We start from the raw sequence: 18107 nt of genomic DNA on the forward strand, positions 1-18107 counted from the left end.
ATATATTAAAAATTAAATTAATCTCCACCACAACCTCCGCAACTGCTGCACGAGCTGCCGCCACAAGAAGAATCTGATGATGATAAGGTTCCGCAACCGCCACCTGAACCGTCATAAGTTGATTTGGCAGTTAAAGGAACAAAAGAAGTTGTTAAAACGGCTGTTCCTAAAAGAAAATAGCTCCATTGCCAATTGTTGTCGGTGTTTTTTTTTGGCAATATAGCGGTTTTGTATAAGTCGGGTAAAATTTTAGAACTAAATAAATTGGTTAATTTGAGTAAGTATCCTATCATCATAAAAATGAGAATAACAACAGCAAAACTTATGAGCAAAACGGGTTTGTCGCGTAAAATTCCAGTGACAATTCTTAGAAATCCGAACATAATTAATGTTAGAAAAACAATAAAATTCAGAACGAATAAATGGGAGAAAACCTTTGACCGGATAAAATATTTTTTAACCTCATCCATCGATTTAATGATGTTTGAAAACGCAGGTTTTGTAATCAACTGAATTAAAAAATTAGGATAAGAAGTTTTACCAAGATCATTTAATAAGTCGATAACCTGTTGATGTTCTCGTGATTGTATGAACGTTAATTTGTTAGTGCTAATCGTTTGATCTTCATTTATTTTTATCGAACCATTATCAATCAATTCATTTACGGTTCCGTTGACTACAGAAGAAATATTTCGGTCTTTAAGATAAATTAATTCATAAGGCTGAAGATCAAATACAAAAGAGTCTTTATCGAATAAACGGATTGCTTGTGCAAACTTTCTTCGGTTATACCATTCCAATACCACGAAAGAAACTATGATTAATCCTAAAAATAAAAAAATGAAATCAGGATTTTTAATGCTGAGATATAAAGGTTTCAGTAAAAAATAAAGTGGAAAACTTAAAACGATGAATGCAATTATTCCTACAATTAATGAAGTTCTCAGTTTAAAGTTTGATTTTTTCAGGTTCAGACTTTCATACGGATTTGCATGATCCCAAATACTTTCAGGTTGTTTTCCAAAATGAGTTTCATAAAGTTTTGTCGTCCGTTCTTTGGCGAGTTTAAATTTTTGAAAATCTTCCTTATTGTGTGTCGAAGGAATATGCTGGATTTGTTTTCCTAAAATCGTACAAAATTCTGAATAAGATTTGGTGAAAATAAGATGTTGATGCCAAACCGTATCTACAATTTCTGAAGGTGAAACCATCATGTCTGAAACTGCAGCCAGATACATGAATTTTTTGTATTCTAAAATCGCCTGTTTTGTAAAATTTCGCGTCCAATAATTTTCATGAGCCAACCGTAATGTAAAATCATATTCACTTGGTGGATGATCAAAATCAAACCGCTCAATTTTTTCCCAAAGATCTTTATTCATCATGTTTAAATGTTGAACTTAAAGATAAGTAATTTTTAAGTTCAATATTCTATGTAGATCTTTAGATAATAAGATTTAACATTTATTTAAAAACAATCCGTAACCAATTCCATATTAACCATGGCTCCGGCTACATTTCCGGTCATCACTGCGTTTGAAACTGAACGCATCATCGAAGAATTGTCACCACATACAAAGATTCCGGGAATATTGGTTTTCTGAAACTGATCCGTTTTAAGGTGACCAAATTCTGTAAACTCACAACCTAAATTTTTTGGAATTTCTGAATGCTGATGAAAAGGAAAAGCTCCATAAACTGCTTCAAATTTTATTTCTGTTTGATCTGAGAAAATAATGCTTTCAACGATTCCGTTATCGTGCTTCAATTCAGAAATTTCACTTTCAATGATTTGAATATTGTTTCGTTTCAGTTTTTCTAATTGTTCATCTGTAAAGTTGGCTTTTCCTTGTGTGAGAATCGTAACGTCTTCGGTTAAGTTTTTCACAAGCGAAGAAATATGCACCGCTTTGTCTCCATTAGCAATAATTCCTGTTTTTTTGCCTTTGTATTCGTAACCGTGGCAATATGGACAATGGATCAGAGATATTCCCCAAGATTCCTTAAAACCTTTGAGGTCAGGAATCTCATCTACAATTCCTGTTGCAATAATCAATTTCTTTGAATGAAATTTTTCACCTTTTTCTGTGGTGATTTCAAAACTGGTTTCAGATTTTTTAGCATCAACCACTTTTCCTTGATGAAAGTGTATGGTTTCGTATTCACTTACCTGTTTTCGTGCGTTTTCTGCAATTTCTTTGGGAGATTTTCCGTCCTGCGTCAAGAAATTATGAGAATGTGGAGTTTGCTCATTGCAGGGTTTTCCGCTGTCTATTACTAAAGTTTTTCTTAATGACCTACCTAAAGCCATTGCTGCAGAAAGCCCGGAATAACTTCCGCCAATAATGATTACTTCGTATTCTGTTTCATTCATAGTTTCTGATTTTAAAAGTTGACGAAAATATTTTAACTTGGAAAGTTTGGCAAAGTTAGAATAAATTTTTATTATTGCAACATAATCGCATTAACAAAATGATAAGAAGAAGTACCCCAACAAAAGAGGCAGTTTTGAATGTTCTAGCAGGTTCTCGAAAAGCGATGAGCTCAGATGCAGTGATGCAGAAAGTTGATATCAGTATTGATCGTGCTACAATTTACCGTGTTCTCAATCGGTTCTGTGAAGACGGAATTCTTCATAGAATTGTCGCAGAAGACGGAAAGCAGTATTTTGCTGTTTGTATAAAATGTGAAGAAAAAAAGCTGGCAGATCATCATTTTCATTTCAGATGTACAAAATGTGAAACGATAGAATGTTTACCGAATGAAGTTCAGTTTTCTTTAGAAAAGGGCTATTTAGTCGAAAGCGTAAATTGTATTCTGACGGGGATTTGTAAAGATTGTGCTTGAAAAATAAACAAACCTTTGCAAGAATATACAAAGGTTGTGTTGGGTATTTTAAAAAGTTACTTTTTCTTTTTATCTAAAGAATCTGCTTTTGGTTTTTCATCCACAATCGACATTTTATTTTCAAAAGGTTTTGTTTCTAAAATAGTGATGCTGGTTTGGTCTTTTCCTAGATTATATTGTACAAAAACTGTTTTCTCAGCCGTTCGGATAATGTAGGTATTTACATTTTTCCAGTTGTTGCAAGAGTGCATGTAGCCTAAATTATAAGCTTCCGGATCCTCCTTTTTTATACGTTCTTCTTCACCGTCTCTTAAAGGTTCACCAGTGTTGATTTTTATACCTCCTACGTTTTTAATTAATTCATCAAAACTTTTCTGAATTTCAAGCGGAGAAAATTTCTTGTCTTTAAATTCTTCAGAAATCCTGATTTCGGCTTTGTACGTCTTGCCTTCCATTGAAGTATATGAACCGTGATCGTAGAAATATTCTTTATCAAAATCTTTGGTTTGTCCGTCTCCCTGATAAGAATTTGGATCGGTGAAAGTATATCCTTGAGGAAGCTGGAAATAAGGAAACGTTCCGTGAAATTTATCAGTAACAGGAATTTTGCTGATATTATAGCCCGTATCTGAAATCGCTTCTGATGAATATTCATGCTCAGCTGGATTTGCATTTACTGTTTCCTGAGAAACATCTGGATCTTCATTTTTCTTACTACACGACCACAAAGTAAGCACCGCCAAAGCACTCGTTAAAAGCGTATTCTTCATAATTCAATAGGTTGAGAGGCATCATTCTGCCTTGTTGTGGTAGCAAAATTGGTGCTAAAGAAGATGAAAAAAGTTTAAAATTATGTTAAATTGTAAATGAAAAATGAGGCAATACTTATTTCAATGCATTTGAAATCCTCTCAAATTCCAAATCTTTTTTATCTAAGAAATCCTGATCTTTATATTTAATGACTTCATCAATTTTGACTCCTATTTGTTGGGTTTGCGAATTATCAGGATAAAAAATTCCGTTTCCTGTAAATTCTAAAAGATAATTGCCGGGAAGATTTACTCTTACTACATCGCCATCTGCACCGGCAGTTTGTTGACCAATTGTAATCGATTGAGGAAAGATTTTTTGTAGGCTCATCGTATACCATTCACTTGCGCTTCGGGTTTCAGGATTAACGATAATAAAAACTTTACCGGAGTAGGGCATCGTTTGCATATTTTTTATTTCAGGGAAGTAATGATAAGAATCTTTCAGATAAGCAAAAGTGCCAATGTTTTTAAGATTGGGAGCGTAATATTTATAGAAATAATTTTCGGAAGGTGAAAAGTATTTATACACATAATGAAAAATAAATCCACCCCAATCCGGATAACCTCTCATGTCAAAAACCATTGCTTTTTTCTTTGAGGCATTTAGAATAATGCTCTCCATTTTTTCATCAATTTTATCGTCATCCACATCATTGATAAATTGTAGCGTGTTATTAATATTAAAATAGGCAATATCTTTATTATTTAGTTCTCGGGTTGCCCATTTTTGGTTCTTATTGTTTATATAATTTGAAAGTACATTGACCTGTGTTTTATCTAAAGTGTTTACAAGTTCGATATTTGTCGTAAATGTTTTATTACCAGATTTTACCTTTAATAATTTCTGTGGAGAATTGTCTGACCAAATAAGATTGTTTTGATAGGATGAAAGTTCATATATTAACTTTTCACGATTAGAAACGGAAAGTAACCTGCTTTTCTCATCGATAATCTTGGATATTTTTTTACCATTAATTTCTGTGATGTGATCTCCTTTTCTGATGTTTGCTTTTGTACAAATCTCTGGAAATACGATGTCGGTAACCAAGAGATAATTGTCTACAATTTTATAATCGAAAGGAGAGTAGTAAGAAGCGTTAAACAAAAAATCGTTTCTGTAGTTGAGTTCACGATAGAATTTGAAGGCATGGCTGTCTTCCATTTTAGAAACAAGGTTTGCCAGAATAATCTCAAAATCTTTTCGGGTGTTTATTGTAAGACTTTCATCCAGCATATTTTTAAAGAACGTATCAAAATTTTTATCCATCAAATATTTATGTGGAAAAAGGTAATCTACAACTCCCTGAATTTTAGCTAAAGTCAATAAACGATATTCTTGCGGAAGATTTTCGTCTTTAGCAAATGGATATTTTTTCTCCTCGCTTACCAATTTTCCTTTTGGAAGGTTTTCAAAATTGTACCGATGCTTGTAAATGGTATTGAGTAAATCTTTATTTTCAGAGCTTACTTTTCTGTTTTTCTGAAACCAGTCGAAATTTTGATTTTTTGAAAGAACGTCTTGCGATGTTTCGGCCGGAGCAGAAGTTGTAAATTTTTTATTGAGTTTTGTAGTTAATTTATTGGCTATAGAATTAAAATCATCTTGAGAACTGATATTTTTTACGTTCACCAAAAACAAACTGTCGGCATTTATCTTTCCACTTGCAAGATCGGGATGATAATATTTAATGAAATTCCAGGTTTTGATGAAGTCATAATACTGGTCTTTCTGAGCGAAAACGGATTGTTGAAATAGAAAAAAGATAAGAAGAACTGATGTTTTTTTCATGAGGATAAGTAATTTTTAAAGATAACAGATATTTGTCATTTGGGAAATAATTAAAATCAATAAGTTGAAAATTTTGTTTTATCAGTATCGAAACTACATTTATATTAGATTTTCAATATAAAAATGAGAAAATAAATCTTATCAAATGAAAGGTGGGCTTCATGAAATTTAATCAAAATTTCACACACCAAAACTTTCAAAACCCGTAAATTTGTGGCACTAAAAAGTTATTCAATGTTTAGGAAAATTTCAATTGCTGCAGCTGCATTGCTGTCTGTAATTACAATCAATGCTCAGAAAAATAAAAACAATCAGGTTGATAGACCCAAATTGGTCGTAGGTTTGGTTATCGATCAGATGAGGTGGGATTATCTTTACCGATATTACAGCAAGTATGGAAATGACGGTTTCAAAAGACTTTTAAATAAAGGATATTCTTTAAATAATGTACATATTCCATATGTTCCTACAGTAACTGCTTTGGGACATACTTCTATTTATACAGGCTCGGTTCCTGCAATTCATGGGATTGCCGGAAATGACTGGACAGATAAAGAAACCGGAAAAAATGTGTACTGTACAACCGATGAAAATACACAGCCTGTAGGTACAACTAACGTAAAAGTAGGGAGCCACTCTCCGAAGAATCTTTGGTCTACAACGGTTACAGACGAACTGAGATTAGCGACTAATTTTCAGGGTAAAGTAGTTGGAGTTTCTTTGAAAGACAGAGCTTCAATTCTTCCGGCTGGTCACACGCCAAATGGAGCATATTGGTTTGACGATTCTACCGGAGATTTTATTACAAGCACTTGGTATATGAATGATTTGCCTCAATGGGTGAAGAACTTCAATTCTCAAAATTTTCCTGATCAGTTGGTCGCAAATGGTTGGAATACTTTATTACCTATCAATCAATACACAGAAAGTTCGCCCGATAATTCTCCTTGGGAAGGGCTTTTAGGAAGTTCAAAAACTCCTGTTTTCCCTTACAATAATTTGGCTGAAGATTATAAAACTAAAAAAGACAACATCCGTTACACGCCTTTTGGAAATACTTTAACTTTAAAACTGGCTGAAGCTTCGGTAGAAGGTGAAAATTTAGGAGCTGATGAGGTAACTGATATTTTAGCCATCAATTTAGCTTCAACAGATTATGCAGGACATAAATTTGGCCCGAATTCTATCGAAGTAGAAGATGTTTATTTAAGACTGGATCAGGATTTAGCTAAATTTTTCAAATATTTGGATGGAAAAGTTGGGAAAAATAAGTACACAGTTTTTGTTTCGGCAGATCACGGTGGGGCGCATTCTGTAGGTTTCCTGAAAGAACATAAAATCAACACAGGATTTTTTGGTGAAGGAATGGAAAAGAGCTTAAACGAAAAGCTGAAATCTAAGTTTGGAGTTGATAAATTAATCAACGGAGTTGATAATTATCAGATTTATTTCGATAGAAAATTAATGACTGATAATAAGCTGGAACTTGAAGATGTCAAAGAATTTGCGATTCACGAATTGGAAAAAGATCCAACAGTTTTATATGCAGTTTCTACAACAGAAGTACAGGAAGCGACAATTCCTGAACCTATCAAACAAAGAATTATCAACGGAATCAACAGACAGAGAAGTGGTGATATTCAACTGATTTCTCATGATTCTATGCTTCCTCCATATTCAAAAACAGGAACTACACACAGTGTTTGGAATTCTTACGATGCACACATTCCTTTGATTTTTATGGGATGGGGAATTAAGCATGGCGAAAGCAATAAACAATATCATATGACCGATATTGCACCGACGGTTTCAGCTTTGCTACACATTCAGTTTCCAAGTGGAAATGTAGGTAATCCGATTACTGAGGTTTTAGGAAAATAATATTCGGGGTATTTAAATAAAGAATCGGGCGCAGCAAAGCTGCGCCCGATTCTTTATTTATAAGATTTCGGCGATGCGAAGCATCGCCGAAATCTTTAATTTTTTCTCAGGTTTTTACTGCTCATCAATTTCATCCTCATCATCTTGGTACTGCTCCAGATAATAGTTGAAAGTAAAATCTTCAACTTCCTCTTCTGCATCTTCTAAAGTCGTCAGAAGATCTTCAAATAGTTCAAGCTGGTCAACACTCATATTAACAAACTCGATATGCAAAGGCATTTCCAATTCGCCTGAAATAACGTCTGAAAGTGCATCCAGATTATCTCCGAAATGTTCTGGAAGTTTTACTTTTTCTTTAAGCTGGGTATAAAAATCTTCGTAATCTCCGATTTCTGTAAAGTCGATGTATGTTGTATTCATTTTTTATTTAAATTTCTAATGTGCAAATGTAGGAGTTTTCAGTGATTGTTAAAAAGTTGTTTTTTTGTCATTGCGAGGAGCGAGGTGACGAAGCAATCTCAAATATTTACAAGCTAAGTTAATTTAAAATCAATTTATAATACGTTCGTCAAATACTCTTTGAATGATGATAGATTATTTCTTCTCAAAACTCTTATAATGATCTTTAGTTAAATACACCTCGCCATTTTTAGTGAAAACAATTCTGTCACTATTTCTGTTTCCGCAGCTGTAATTAACATCAGCTTCAAAATATTTTTCATCTTTTGGAAGTTTTCCTTCTCGGTTTCCAAAATAATCTCCACCAATCACTTTTCCGGGTAAAACTTCACAAAGATTTCCCTGTGACGGATTCCAACCCAGATTTTTAGCCTCATTTTTGGTGATGTAATAATCGGGAAGGTTGTGATTTTTCTTTACATAGTTAATTACCGTATTTTCATTCGTGAGTTCATCAATAGATTGTTGGTCAGATTGATTTACTGATGCTTCTGAAATATTTTCGGTTTTAGCTGGTGCTTTTTTGTCAGCAATAAAATTATTATAAACAAACATCACAGACATTCCAAAAAGAAGTCCGAGACAGGCAAAGAAAAGCGAGCGTATTTTAGGATTCATATGATTCAATTTACCAGTTTATCAGTATATCAATGTAACAATTAATTGGTAAACGGTTACATTGATAAATTGTTACATTAATTTAATTCCTCCATTCTTCATTAATATCACACACCGGAATCGGATTAATTTTATGCTGTGCAGCTTTATTCATTCTGCTGAAAATTTTAAAAACTTCCAAATCTCTACCACTGTAATCGGCTTCAGTTTTCGTTCCCCATTCTTTCTGAATTTTTTCAAGTTCAGGATAGGTCGCACCAATCTGCATTTCATCGGTTCTTTCGGCATCCCAAAGTCCGTCTGTAGGAATTGCTTCCTGAATGTTTTTGACAAGATTTAAAGCTCGTGCCAATTCGTAAACTTCAGTTTTGTAAAGATCTGCAATAGGAGAGACGTCAACGCCGCCATCGCCGTATTTAGTGTAAAAACCAATTCCGAAATCTTCCACTTTGTTTCCGGTTCCACAAACTAAAAGGCCATTAATTTGTCCATAATAATATAAAGTAAGCATTCTCAGGCGCGATCTTGTATTTGCAAAAGCCAATTTTTCGTTTGGAAACTCGTCATCGTGAACGTCAAAAGTTTTGTATAGTTCTTCAAAAGCTGGCGTAAGATTCACAGACATTGCTTCAACATTCGGAAATTTAGACTTTAGATCATTCATGTGTTCCCAAGCACGGTTTACCTGATCTTCTTTTTGACGAATCGGCATTTCGATCAACAACGTTTTCAAACCGGTCATCGCTGCCAAAGTAGAAACCACTCCGGAATCTACACCACCAGAAACTCCCAATACATAACCTTTTGCTCCTGATTTTTCGGCATAATCTTTCAGCCATTGTACGATATGATCTATTACTTTTTGTGTCTGCATTGTATTTTAATTTTTTATTCTATTCCAAATTCTTTAGGGTATTTTACAATACCTTTTATGTTTTTTAAACCGTTGTCAACTAATTCTATCGCCATCCCGTTTTCTTCAGAAACATCAAAAGGAAAAGTAATCCCAAATTTACTTGCCTTTATATAGCCAAATTTCGGATAATATTTCTCATGACCAACCAAAACCACAGATTTATAACCCATTTCCTGAGCAATAAGATGTCCAAACGCAATAAGATGTCCACCAATTCCTTGGTTTTGATATTCTGGTTTTACAGAGACAGGTGCTAAAGCCAAAGATTCAAAAGACTCCGAATCGCTTTCTATGGATATTTTTGTAAATAAAATATGACCTACAAGATCTTTTTCACCAGTATCATCGTTCACAAAGTCTGCAACAATCGAAAGCTCGGGAATGAAATTATGTGATTTTCTTAGTTTTTCAACTAAAAAATGTTCCTGATGATCACTATATTCTAATGTTTTAAAGGCTTGTTCCACAATCTCAAAAACTTTTTTATAATCTTTTTCCTCTTCTGTTCTTAATGTTATCATGATTTAGTAAAATGTTTTTCACAATTTAACTCATACCAAAAACAAACTCCATCCAGTTCGGTAAATTCATCAGTTTTTTCAAATCCTAGTTTTGTTAAAATGTGATTTGAAGCCAGGTTTTCAGAATGAGCGTATGCATAAATTATTTCGGCTTTCAAATCATTAAAACCATAATCCAAAGAAGCTTTTCCTGATTCTGTAGCATAGCCTTTTCCCCATGTTTCAGGTAAAAAACGATAGCCGAGTTCATAAAAGTTTTGATACCCGTTAACTTCGGAAGTATTTAGTTTTAGTCCACTCCAACCGATAAGAAGTCCGCTTTCTTTTTCGATTACGGCAAGCCTTCCCACACCATTATCTTCATATTGCTGAATAATCATTTTCACCACTTCTTTTGACTCTTCAATTTTAGAAAGTGTTGGCATTCCTACATATTTCATGACTTCCGGATCAGAATCGAGCAGATAAAGACGCTTGTAATCTTCCTCCACAAGATTTCGGAGAATGAGTCTTTCGGTTTCAAGATAAATATTCATCATTTGTCTGGTCTTGTTTTAAAGATTTTAATATAAACCTAATAGCCACAAAAAAATCCTTTTTCAGCATAAGTTTATATTTATATCCTTATTTTTGTAAACTTAAATTTCATGTAAAAATAATGAAGATTTTTAGAATTGCAGCACTTTCATGCCTTTTAGTTTTAAGTTTAGCCTCTTGTAAAAAGGAGCAGGAAACTGATTGGAAAGTAGAAATAAAAAATCCTGCCGAAAAGGTAGAACTTACCGATATTTCAAAAGAATTTTACGATGTAAATGTTCCTTTGGATCAGTTTAAAGCTAAATTTCCATGGTTTCAGGGAACGGTTTCTGATGCCGATTTTGCAAAAAATAGAGTGAATCCTGATGAAGTCAAGATTTACAAAGAAGCCATTTCAAAAATCGATCAAACGAAACTTCAGAAAGAACTTCAGGATCTGTTTTCGCACATCAAATATTATTTTCCCGAGTTCAAAACTCCGAAAGTATATCTGTTTTCATCAACGTTACAGATGATTCAAGATCCTATATTTTTTGATGATAAAACCAATTTTCTGTTTATTGATGTAAGTGGTTTTATGGGAAATAATAATCCTAATTATAAAGGTTTGGAAAATTATTTTCAGAAATCGATGAATCCGAATAATATTGTTCCTAAAGTTTCAAGAATATTTGCAGAACAGGTTGCTCCTTTCTCTCCAGATCATCAGAAATTTATTGATCTTTTGGTCTACAACGGAAAAATAATGCTGCTTCAGGATGCTTTTCTTCCCGAAACTCCAGATTATCTGAAAATGGATTATGATAAAAAGCAATACGATTGGTCTGTTGCCAATGAAGCCAATATTTATAATTATTTTGTTGAAAATAATTTGATTTTTGGAGACGATCACCGTTTGGTTGACCGTTTTATCAATCCGGGACCGTTTTCAAAATTTTATACAGAAATTGATAACGAATCTTCACCAATGGTCGGTGTGTTTATCGGATGGCAGATTTGTAAAGAATATTTAAAGAAAAACCCGGAAACAAAATTGACCGATTTCCTTAAAATGGATGCGACGGAAATTTTCAATAAAGCAGGATATAAACCGAAATTAGAAGAGTAAGTAGTGTTGATGGGGATTGGTTGATGGTTGATAGCTTTTAATATTATGTAATTCTAACAACTAACAACTAACAACTAAAACCTAAAAACCAATTAAACATAGTAGAAAAAATAGAAAAATGAGAAAGACTCAAATAACGATAGATGTAGAGCTGGATGAAAACCACATTCCTGAAAAAATGACATGGAATGCTCAGGATGGAGGAGTAGAAAAAGAAGAGACAAAAGCAGTAATGATTTCCGTTTGGGACGAAAAAGCATCAGAAGCTTTAAGAATCGACCTTTGGACAAAAGAAATGCCGGTTGACCAGATGAAAATGTTTATGCATCAGATTTTAGTCTCTATGGGAAGTACGTATCAACGAGCAACAGGAGAAGATGATGTTGCAGCATGGATCGAGGAGATAGCTGAAGAATTTGCAGTAAAATCAGCAATAAAAATGTAAAATCAATTTGAAAATTTGATAATGAATTAATTTGAAAATTAAACTTACTGTGTACATTTTCAAATTCTCAAATTTTCAGATTAATAAATTATAAAATAATGAATTTCAATACAAAAGTTATACACGGCGGACAACATCATGAATCTGCAACAGGTTCTGTAAATGTTCCGGTTTTTTTAACCTCTACATTCGCACAAAAAAGTCCGGGAGTACATTCAGGATACGAATATTCTAGAGCAGCAAACCCTACAAGACAAGCTTTAGAAGACTCTTTAGCAAGCATAGAAAACGGAGCAAGAGGTTTAGCTTTCGGTTCTGGTTTGGCGGCAATCGACTGTGTTTTAAAATTATTAAACCCAGGTGATGAGGTTGTTGCAGTAGACGATTTATACGGTGGAACTTACAGAATGTTTACCAGACTTTTCGAAAAATATCAGTTGAAATTTACGTTCGTGAATTTTGATGATGTTTCAAAAATTGCTGACGTCATTACTGATAAAACTAAATTGATCTGGGTTGAAACACCAACAAACCCTTTGATGAAATTGGTCGATATCAAAGCGGTGGTTGAAATTGCAAAAGGAAAAGACATTTTGGTTGCAGTTGACAACACTTTTGCAACACCTTATCTTCAAAGACCAATCGATTTGGGAGCTGATATTGTGATGCATTCTGCGACAAAATATTTAGGAGGTCACTCTGATGTTATTGCAGGAGCTTTAATCGCAAAAGATGCTGAATTGGGAGAAAAACTTCATTTCATTCAGTTTGCGAGCGGTGGAATTTTAGGACCTCACGATTCTTATTTAGTGTTGAGAGGGATTAAAACTTTGGCATTAAGAGTTCAGAGACATTCTGAAAACGGAATGGCGGTAGCAAAATATCTAGAATCTCATCCTGCAGTTGCACAAGTAATTTACCCAGGATTGGAATGTCATCCTCAATATGAATTGGCAAAAGCTCAGATGAAGGATTTTGGAGGAATGGTTTCTTTCACTTTCAAATCAGGTAAAAAAGAAGATGCTATCAAGTTCTTAGAGAAAGTGAGAGTTTTCACATTGGCTGAATCTTTGGGTGGAGTAGAATCTTTGGCAAATCATCCTGCTTTGATGACTCACGCTTCAATTCCTGCTGAAAAACGTGCTGAATTGGGAATCACTGATGACTTAGTTCGTCTAAGTGTTGGAATCGAAGATGCAGAAGATTTGATTGCAGATTTGGAAAAAGCATTCTCTTAAAATAAATGAATTTAAGCATCCGTTTTTATAGCGGATGTTTATTTTTAAATTAAATTTCACATGAAAAACATAAGAAAAGCTACAGTTCAAGATGTATCTCAATTGGCAGAATTGTTTGACCAATACAGAGTTTTTTATCATAAAAATTCTGATATTCCTGCTGCTGAAAAATTTTTAAAAGAAAGAATAGAAAATAACGATTCTGAAATTTTTGTTGCCGAAAGTGATGATAAATTAGTAGGTTTTGTTCAGTTATATCCTTTATTTTCATCAACAAGAATGAAGCGTTATTGGCTATTGAATGATTTGTATGTCAACGAAAATTACAGAGGAAAAGGCTTTTCAAAAGGATTGATTGAAGAAGCAAAACAATTAGCAAAATCTACCGATGCTTGCGGAGTTCTCCTTGAAACAGGAAAATCTAATGACATCGGAAACAAACTGTATCCAAGTTGTGGATTCGAAATTTACGATGAAGTGAATTTCTATGAATGGACAAACAAAATTTAATGTAACAATGTATCAATTTAGCAGTTTACCAATGATTGTTACATTATTAGACTGCTATATTGTTAAATTTTAAAAATTATGACTGATTTTCAAAAATATATTCAAAGATATTTAGATTTAATTCCATCTGAAAACTGGCTGGAAGAATTAAAATCTGTGGGTGAGAAAACTGTTTCTTTATTTTCATTTTTAACAGAAGAACAATCAAAATTCGCATATGCGGAAGGGAAATGGACTCTGAAAGAAGTGCTTCTTCATTTATCAGATACCGAAAGAATTTTCCAATACAGAGTTTTGGCTATTGCAAGAGGTGAAGAAAAGGATTTGCCCGGTTTTGATGAAGAATTATATGCTCAAAACTCTTTTGCAAATGAAAGAAGTTTAGATTCTTTATTGGAAGAGTATCAATTGGTGAGAAAATCTTCTCAAATTTTATTGGAAACAATGAATTCTTCAGCCTTAAATAATATCGGAACTGCCAATGGAAATCAAATTTCTGCAGAAACGATAGGTAAACTGATTATTGGGCATAATATTCATCATTTGAATGTGATTGAGGAAAGATATTTACCGAAGTTGTAAATATTTAAAAGAGAATAATGTTTCTTTATCAAAAAACTTAATTAATATCAATAGGAACGGGCTTTAGCCCGTTTTATGTTTTAAATTCCTATATTGGCTTTAGCCAAAATCTAAAAATTTTATAATTTTGTTAAAAACAACACAAATGTCTTTTATCAAAATTTATGTTCATATTGTCTTTTCTACTCTAAACAGAATTCCACTTTTAAACTCGACAGAATTACGAGTGATGGTTTGGAAACATATAAAAGAAAATGCATCTAGCAAAGGAATTTATTTAGATATGATTAATGGTTATTCAGATCATTGCCATTGTTTAATTTCTTTAGGTTCGAATCAAAATATTGAAAAAATAATGCAACTTATAAAAGGAGAATCTTCTTTTTGGATTAATAAAAATCAATTGACTAAAGACAAATTTGTTTGGCAGGATGAATATTTTGCAGTTTCTGTGTCAGAATCTATGATTGAATCAGTTCGAAATTATATTAAGAATCAAGAAATACATCATAAGAAAAAATCGTTTGCAGACGAATATCAAGAATTTATCGATAAATATAATTTTAAATAGGCTTTGGCTAAAGCCGAATGAATGCTTAATTTTGAAGACGGACTAAAGTCCGTCCCTACTGAATATGGAAAACATCATACAAACTTTAAAATCCGGCGGAACAATTTTATATCCAACAGACACCATCTGGGGAATCGGTTGTGACGCAACAAATATAGACGCCATCAACAAAATTTTCGATATCAAGAAACGGGAAAAAAACAAATCGATGATTATTTTGGTGGAAACTGAAAAAAGATTGCAGGATTTGGTCGACGTTCCGGAAATGGCGTGGGAAATTATCGATTTGAGCGAAAAACCTGTAACTATTGTTTACGAAAACCCAAAAGGTTTACCGAAAGAACTTCTTGCAGAAGACGGAAGTATCGGAATTCGCCTAGTGAAAAATGATTTCTGTAAAAAACTCATTACAAAATTAAATAGACCATTGGTTTCAACTTCTGCTAATTTTAGTGGAGATAAAAGTCCGTTGAAATTCTCTGATATTTCAAAAGAAATTATTGATCTAGTGGATTATGCTGTGGAAGAAGATCGTGAAAAGGTTTCCCAATACTCGGGTTCTTCCGTGATAAAAATTTGGAGTGATAACAGAATAAAAATTCTTCGCGAATAAAAGAAAAGGCTGTCTAATTTTAGGCAGCCTTTTCTTTTTACAGTTAATTTTTTATAATCTTTTTCATTGCTTTTTTTTCTCCATCTATAATTTCTAAGAAATAAAGTCCATTTGGAAGAGTATTCAGATTATTAAGTTCATAATTATCTCCATTCTTCTTGATTCCTTTTTGTAATACAATTTGTCCTGAAGTATTATATAAAATAATTTTAATCTGATTCTGGAGTAAAGAAGATTTTATTGCTATTTTATCTGAGAAAGGGTTGGGATAAACTTCCAAAGAATTATTCAAATTATTTTCATTAGTTGCTAAAATACCAACAGTTATTGGAAACTCTGTAAAAGTAGAATATCCACATTCATTAAGTTTACGTGCTTTTAATATATGTGGACCATTAGAATTCCAAGTTATTTTGATTTTGTAAAATTTAGTGTTAGGATCAAAACTTATTGTTCCCCCTGAACTGAGTGACCATTCTGTATCGGAGAAGAAGTTTAAAGGAATAAAATATTCTTCAGTTGAGTTTATTGAAGGGTTGCTATTTCCAAAAATTTTAGGAACATCAAATTGTATATCCTTTAGGCGTTCTATAGAATTATCTTGATTGTAAACTAAAATATCATTGTTATTAGAATTTAAAAGAACATTTTCTCCACAAACAAGACAAAAACGATCAGTCCAAGTTTGTCCAAAATCTTTTGAATAAGTAAAATTATATTGATCCGGATAATACCAGAAATTGTCTCTTATTATCTTTAATCTTTCTGAATATACAGGAGAATTCGGTAGAGTTCCTGTATAATCGGAATATGTATTATTTCCTAAATTTATTTTATAATATTTATTTCCACCTACAGATACAATCGCATAATTTGATCCAAAAACGGTATAGCTTCCGATGTATCCCATATCGTTGCCATTATTATCAGGAATATTTATAATGTTCTGCCAAGTTGCTCCTTGATTAGTAGTTTTATACAAAAAATAGTCATAATCCGTAGGCCAGTTACTTTTTCTTCCCCAAGCATAGATCTCGTTTGGCGTTTTATATTCTATTCCATAAAACGTTCCATCTGTTATTGTAGGAGCAGCTACTGTTTTCCAAGTTTGCCCTTTATTGGTACTCAAGAAAATTGTATTATTATAATTTTTTATATATAATATGTTCTCTTCAGGTTGAAAAATATTTTGAGACTGAATAAAACTTGGCGTAAGATTAATATTGGAAGTTACCCAGTTTTGGCCCCCATCATTTGACTCCGTAAGATAATATGTTGGGTTAGTCTGTGTGTTATTTACAATTAAAGTTTTTGAATTGAAATAGCTTAAATAATTATTTTTATTTCTCAATACAGTCGAAAAATTTATCCAACTTGTATTGGGATTTGTTTGTTCCCTTGCAACCTGTTTCCATGAAATTCCATTATCCAATGATTTGTAAATAGTATATCTTTTAGTGTCAAAGCTATTCATATTTTCATAACGGCTCATTAGTAGAGTATTTCCGTCATTTTCTATTCTGAATGCATTTCCCCAACTAGTGTTTTCATCATTTGCAAATTCTGATATTGTCTGCCAGTTATTGCCCGAATCATTGGTTTTCAATATTCTTTTTCCTAAACCGGGAGTTCCTGTGCCATAAAAACTTAAATAAATATTCTGTCCATCTTTAGTATAAATATTAGCTAAATAAGGAAAACTTCCAATAGGTTTTAACGAGATTGAATGGGTTTCGGTATTATATTTTATTAATTGTCCGTTTTGTGTCGAAATAAATTCATTTCCAAGCATTACAAACTCTCCGTACACATTAATGCTAATATTATTTGTATACTGCAAATCTGTATTAAGAGCCCATGTAGTACCATTATCGGACGATGTGTATATTTTAGATCCTACTGTATAATCACTTGTAGATAAATATAATTTATTATTTTGAGTTTTTTCAACATTCATGATAAGTCCACTGTTATAGAACTCATTATTGTTAGTTAGTTTTACCCATGTAATTCCACCATTTGTAGTTCTGTAAAGATCATATTTTCTCCACATGAACCCTTCATTTTCATTGAAGAATTTTATATTCATCTTTACATATTCATAAGGATAATTAAAAGAATCTTGTACATTATTTATATTGGAAGGTAATTTTATCCACTTATTACCACCATCTGTTGTTTTGTAAATGAAAATCTCGTTTACAGCTTCATTAGTACCAACAATATATCCTGTATTATCATTTATGAAATCAACTGAAGTAATGAATTCTCTTCCATCATTTCTTAAAGATTGATATTCCCAAGAGGCCCCTTTATTGTTAGTTTTTAGAATCCTTCCATTATGCCCCACTATAATTGCAGAATTACTGTTTATTATATCAGTATCCATTAGTGGGGTAATTAATGTAGAATAATCAGGAAGATCAAATAAATTCCAAGAGCTGCCTCCATTGGTTGTTGTTAATAATGTACTTCCTCCGAAACAATACCCATTCTGATCATCAAAAAATCGAATTTTACGTATGTTCTCGGTAAATCTTTGAGTGTACTGCCCGCATTGAGATTGAAAGAGAGAATAGAATAAGAACAAAAAGAATAGAATTTTTTTTTTCATGTTTTTTTTTAATTGAGCAAATATAACCATATTTTTGCTGCTTATT

19 protein-coding genes are annotated in these 18107 nt (G+C 32.7%); 9 read left to right on the forward strand and 10 right to left on the reverse strand.

What is annotated here, in order from left to right; genetic code table 11:
* Positions 1-17: 17 nt before the first annotated feature.
* Together B5X64_RS11185 and B5X64_RS11190 are read right to left on the reverse strand one after the other, a co-directional pair.
* Positions 18-1385: a glycine-rich domain-containing protein gene (locus B5X64_RS11185; RefSeq protein ID WP_111944876.1), complete on the reverse strand. Its 1368-nt coding sequence runs from the start codon at positions 1383-1385 to the stop codon at positions 18-20.
* A gap of 83 nt (positions 1386-1468) precedes the next feature.
* Positions 1469-2374: an NAD(P)/FAD-dependent oxidoreductase gene (locus tag B5X64_RS11190; RefSeq protein WP_079465327.1), complete on the reverse strand. Its 906-nt coding sequence runs from the start codon at positions 2372-2374 to the stop codon at positions 1469-1471.
* Positions 2375-2472: 98 nt separating this feature from the next.
* Here B5X64_RS11190 and B5X64_RS11195 point away from each other — a divergent pair, with 98 nt between their 5' ends.
* Entirely contained in the window at positions 2473-2847 is a 375-nt protein-coding gene (locus tag B5X64_RS11195) for a Fur family transcriptional regulator (protein ID WP_079465328.1), read from the forward strand.
* A gap of 56 nt (positions 2848-2903) precedes the next feature.
* Here B5X64_RS11195 and B5X64_RS11200 read toward each other — a convergent pair whose 3' ends face one another.
* A complete protein-coding gene (locus tag B5X64_RS11200) occupies positions 2904-3617 on the reverse strand; it encodes a hypothetical protein (protein ID WP_079465329.1) in 714 nt (237 codons plus the stop codon).
* Positions 3618-3732: 115 nt separating this feature from the next.
* The gene (locus tag B5X64_RS11205) at positions 3733-5448 is read right to left on the reverse strand and encodes a S41 family peptidase (protein WP_079465330.1); all 1716 of its coding nucleotides are present in this window, start codon (positions 5446-5448) and stop codon (positions 3733-3735) included.
* Between the two features lie 234 nt (positions 5449-5682).
* Here B5X64_RS11205 and pafA point away from each other — a divergent pair, with 234 nt between their 5' ends.
* Positions 5683-7329: an alkaline phosphatase PafA gene (pafA, locus tag B5X64_RS11210; RefSeq protein WP_079465331.1), complete on the forward strand. Its 1647-nt coding sequence runs from the start codon at positions 5683-5685 to the stop codon at positions 7327-7329.
* A gap of 114 nt (positions 7330-7443) precedes the next feature.
* On the opposite strand, the gene B5X64_RS11215 is transcribed toward pafA, so the two are convergent.
* The 5 genes from B5X64_RS11215 to B5X64_RS11235 all read right to left on the reverse strand — a co-directional run bounded on the left by B5X64_RS11215 (position 7444) and on the right by B5X64_RS11235 (position 10382).
* Positions 7444-7749 (reverse strand): barstar family protein, encoded by a 306-nt coding sequence (locus B5X64_RS11215; protein ID WP_079465332.1) that lies wholly within the window; start codon positions 7747-7749, stop codon positions 7444-7446.
* Positions 7750-7923: 174 nt separating this feature from the next.
* Positions 7924-8406 carry a ribonuclease domain-containing protein gene (locus B5X64_RS11220; RefSeq protein ID WP_079465333.1) on the reverse strand — a complete coding sequence of 161 codons (483 nt, stop codon included), beginning with the start codon at positions 8404-8406 and terminating at the stop codon, positions 7924-7926.
* Between the two features lie 82 nt (positions 8407-8488).
* Positions 8489-9280, reverse strand: coding sequence for an NAD(+) synthase (gene nadE, locus B5X64_RS11225; RefSeq protein ID WP_079465334.1), 792 nt, complete (start codon positions 9278-9280; stop codon positions 8489-8491).
* Positions 9281-9294: 14 nt separating this feature from the next.
* On the reverse strand, positions 9295-9843 hold the full coding sequence (locus B5X64_RS11230) for a GNAT family N-acetyltransferase (protein ID WP_228418881.1): 549 nt from the start codon (positions 9841-9843) through the stop codon (positions 9295-9297).
* A complete protein-coding gene (locus B5X64_RS11235; protein ID WP_228418883.1) occupies positions 9840-10382 on the reverse strand; it encodes a GNAT family N-acetyltransferase in 543 nt (180 codons plus the stop codon). The genes B5X64_RS11230 and B5X64_RS11235 overlap by 4 nt, the downstream gene beginning before the upstream one ends.
* Before the next feature lie 119 nt (positions 10383-10501).
* Between B5X64_RS11235 and gldB the strand changes: the two genes are divergently transcribed.
* The 7 genes from gldB to B5X64_RS11270 all read left to right on the forward strand — a co-directional run bounded on the left by gldB (position 10502) and on the right by B5X64_RS11270 (position 15447).
* Positions 10502-11488 carry a gliding motility lipoprotein GldB gene (gene gldB, locus B5X64_RS11240; RefSeq protein WP_079465336.1) on the forward strand — a complete coding sequence of 329 codons (987 nt, stop codon included), beginning with the start codon at positions 10502-10504 and terminating at the stop codon, positions 11486-11488.
* A 118-nt stretch (positions 11489-11606) separates the two neighbouring features.
* A complete protein-coding gene (gene gldC, locus B5X64_RS11245; protein ID WP_079465337.1) occupies positions 11607-11933 on the forward strand; it encodes a gliding motility protein GldC in 327 nt (108 codons plus the stop codon).
* A 98-nt stretch (positions 11934-12031) separates the two neighbouring features.
* A complete protein-coding gene (locus B5X64_RS11250; protein WP_079465338.1) occupies positions 12032-13171 on the forward strand; it encodes a cystathionine gamma-synthase in 1140 nt (379 codons plus the stop codon).
* A 60-nt stretch (positions 13172-13231) separates the two neighbouring features.
* Positions 13232-13681, forward strand: coding sequence for a GNAT family N-acetyltransferase (locus B5X64_RS11255; protein ID WP_079465339.1), 450 nt, complete (start codon positions 13232-13234; stop codon positions 13679-13681).
* A gap of 78 nt (positions 13682-13759) precedes the next feature.
* Complete coding sequence (locus tag B5X64_RS11260) at positions 13760-14263, forward strand: DinB family protein (RefSeq protein ID WP_079465340.1); 504 nt, start codon at positions 13760-13762, stop codon at positions 14261-14263.
* A gap of 145 nt (positions 14264-14408) precedes the next feature.
* Positions 14409-14834 (forward strand): IS200/IS605 family transposase, encoded by a 426-nt coding sequence (tnpA, locus tag B5X64_RS11265; protein ID WP_079465341.1) that lies wholly within the window; start codon positions 14409-14411, stop codon positions 14832-14834.
* A gap of 64 nt (positions 14835-14898) precedes the next feature.
* The gene (locus B5X64_RS11270) at positions 14899-15447 is read left to right on the forward strand and encodes an L-threonylcarbamoyladenylate synthase (protein ID WP_079465342.1); all 549 of its coding nucleotides are present in this window, start codon (positions 14899-14901) and stop codon (positions 15445-15447) included.
* A gap of 43 nt (positions 15448-15490) precedes the next feature.
* On the opposite strand, the gene B5X64_RS11275 is transcribed toward B5X64_RS11270, so the two are convergent.
* Entirely contained in the window at positions 15491-18061 is a 2571-nt protein-coding gene (locus B5X64_RS11275; protein WP_164463397.1) for a YCF48-related protein, read from the reverse strand.
* Positions 18062-18107: the final 46 nt, after the last annotated feature.

It is taken from the genome of Chryseobacterium balustinum (assembly GCF_900168205.1).
GTDB lineage: Bacteria > Bacteroidota > Bacteroidia > Flavobacteriales > Weeksellaceae > Chryseobacterium > Chryseobacterium balustinum.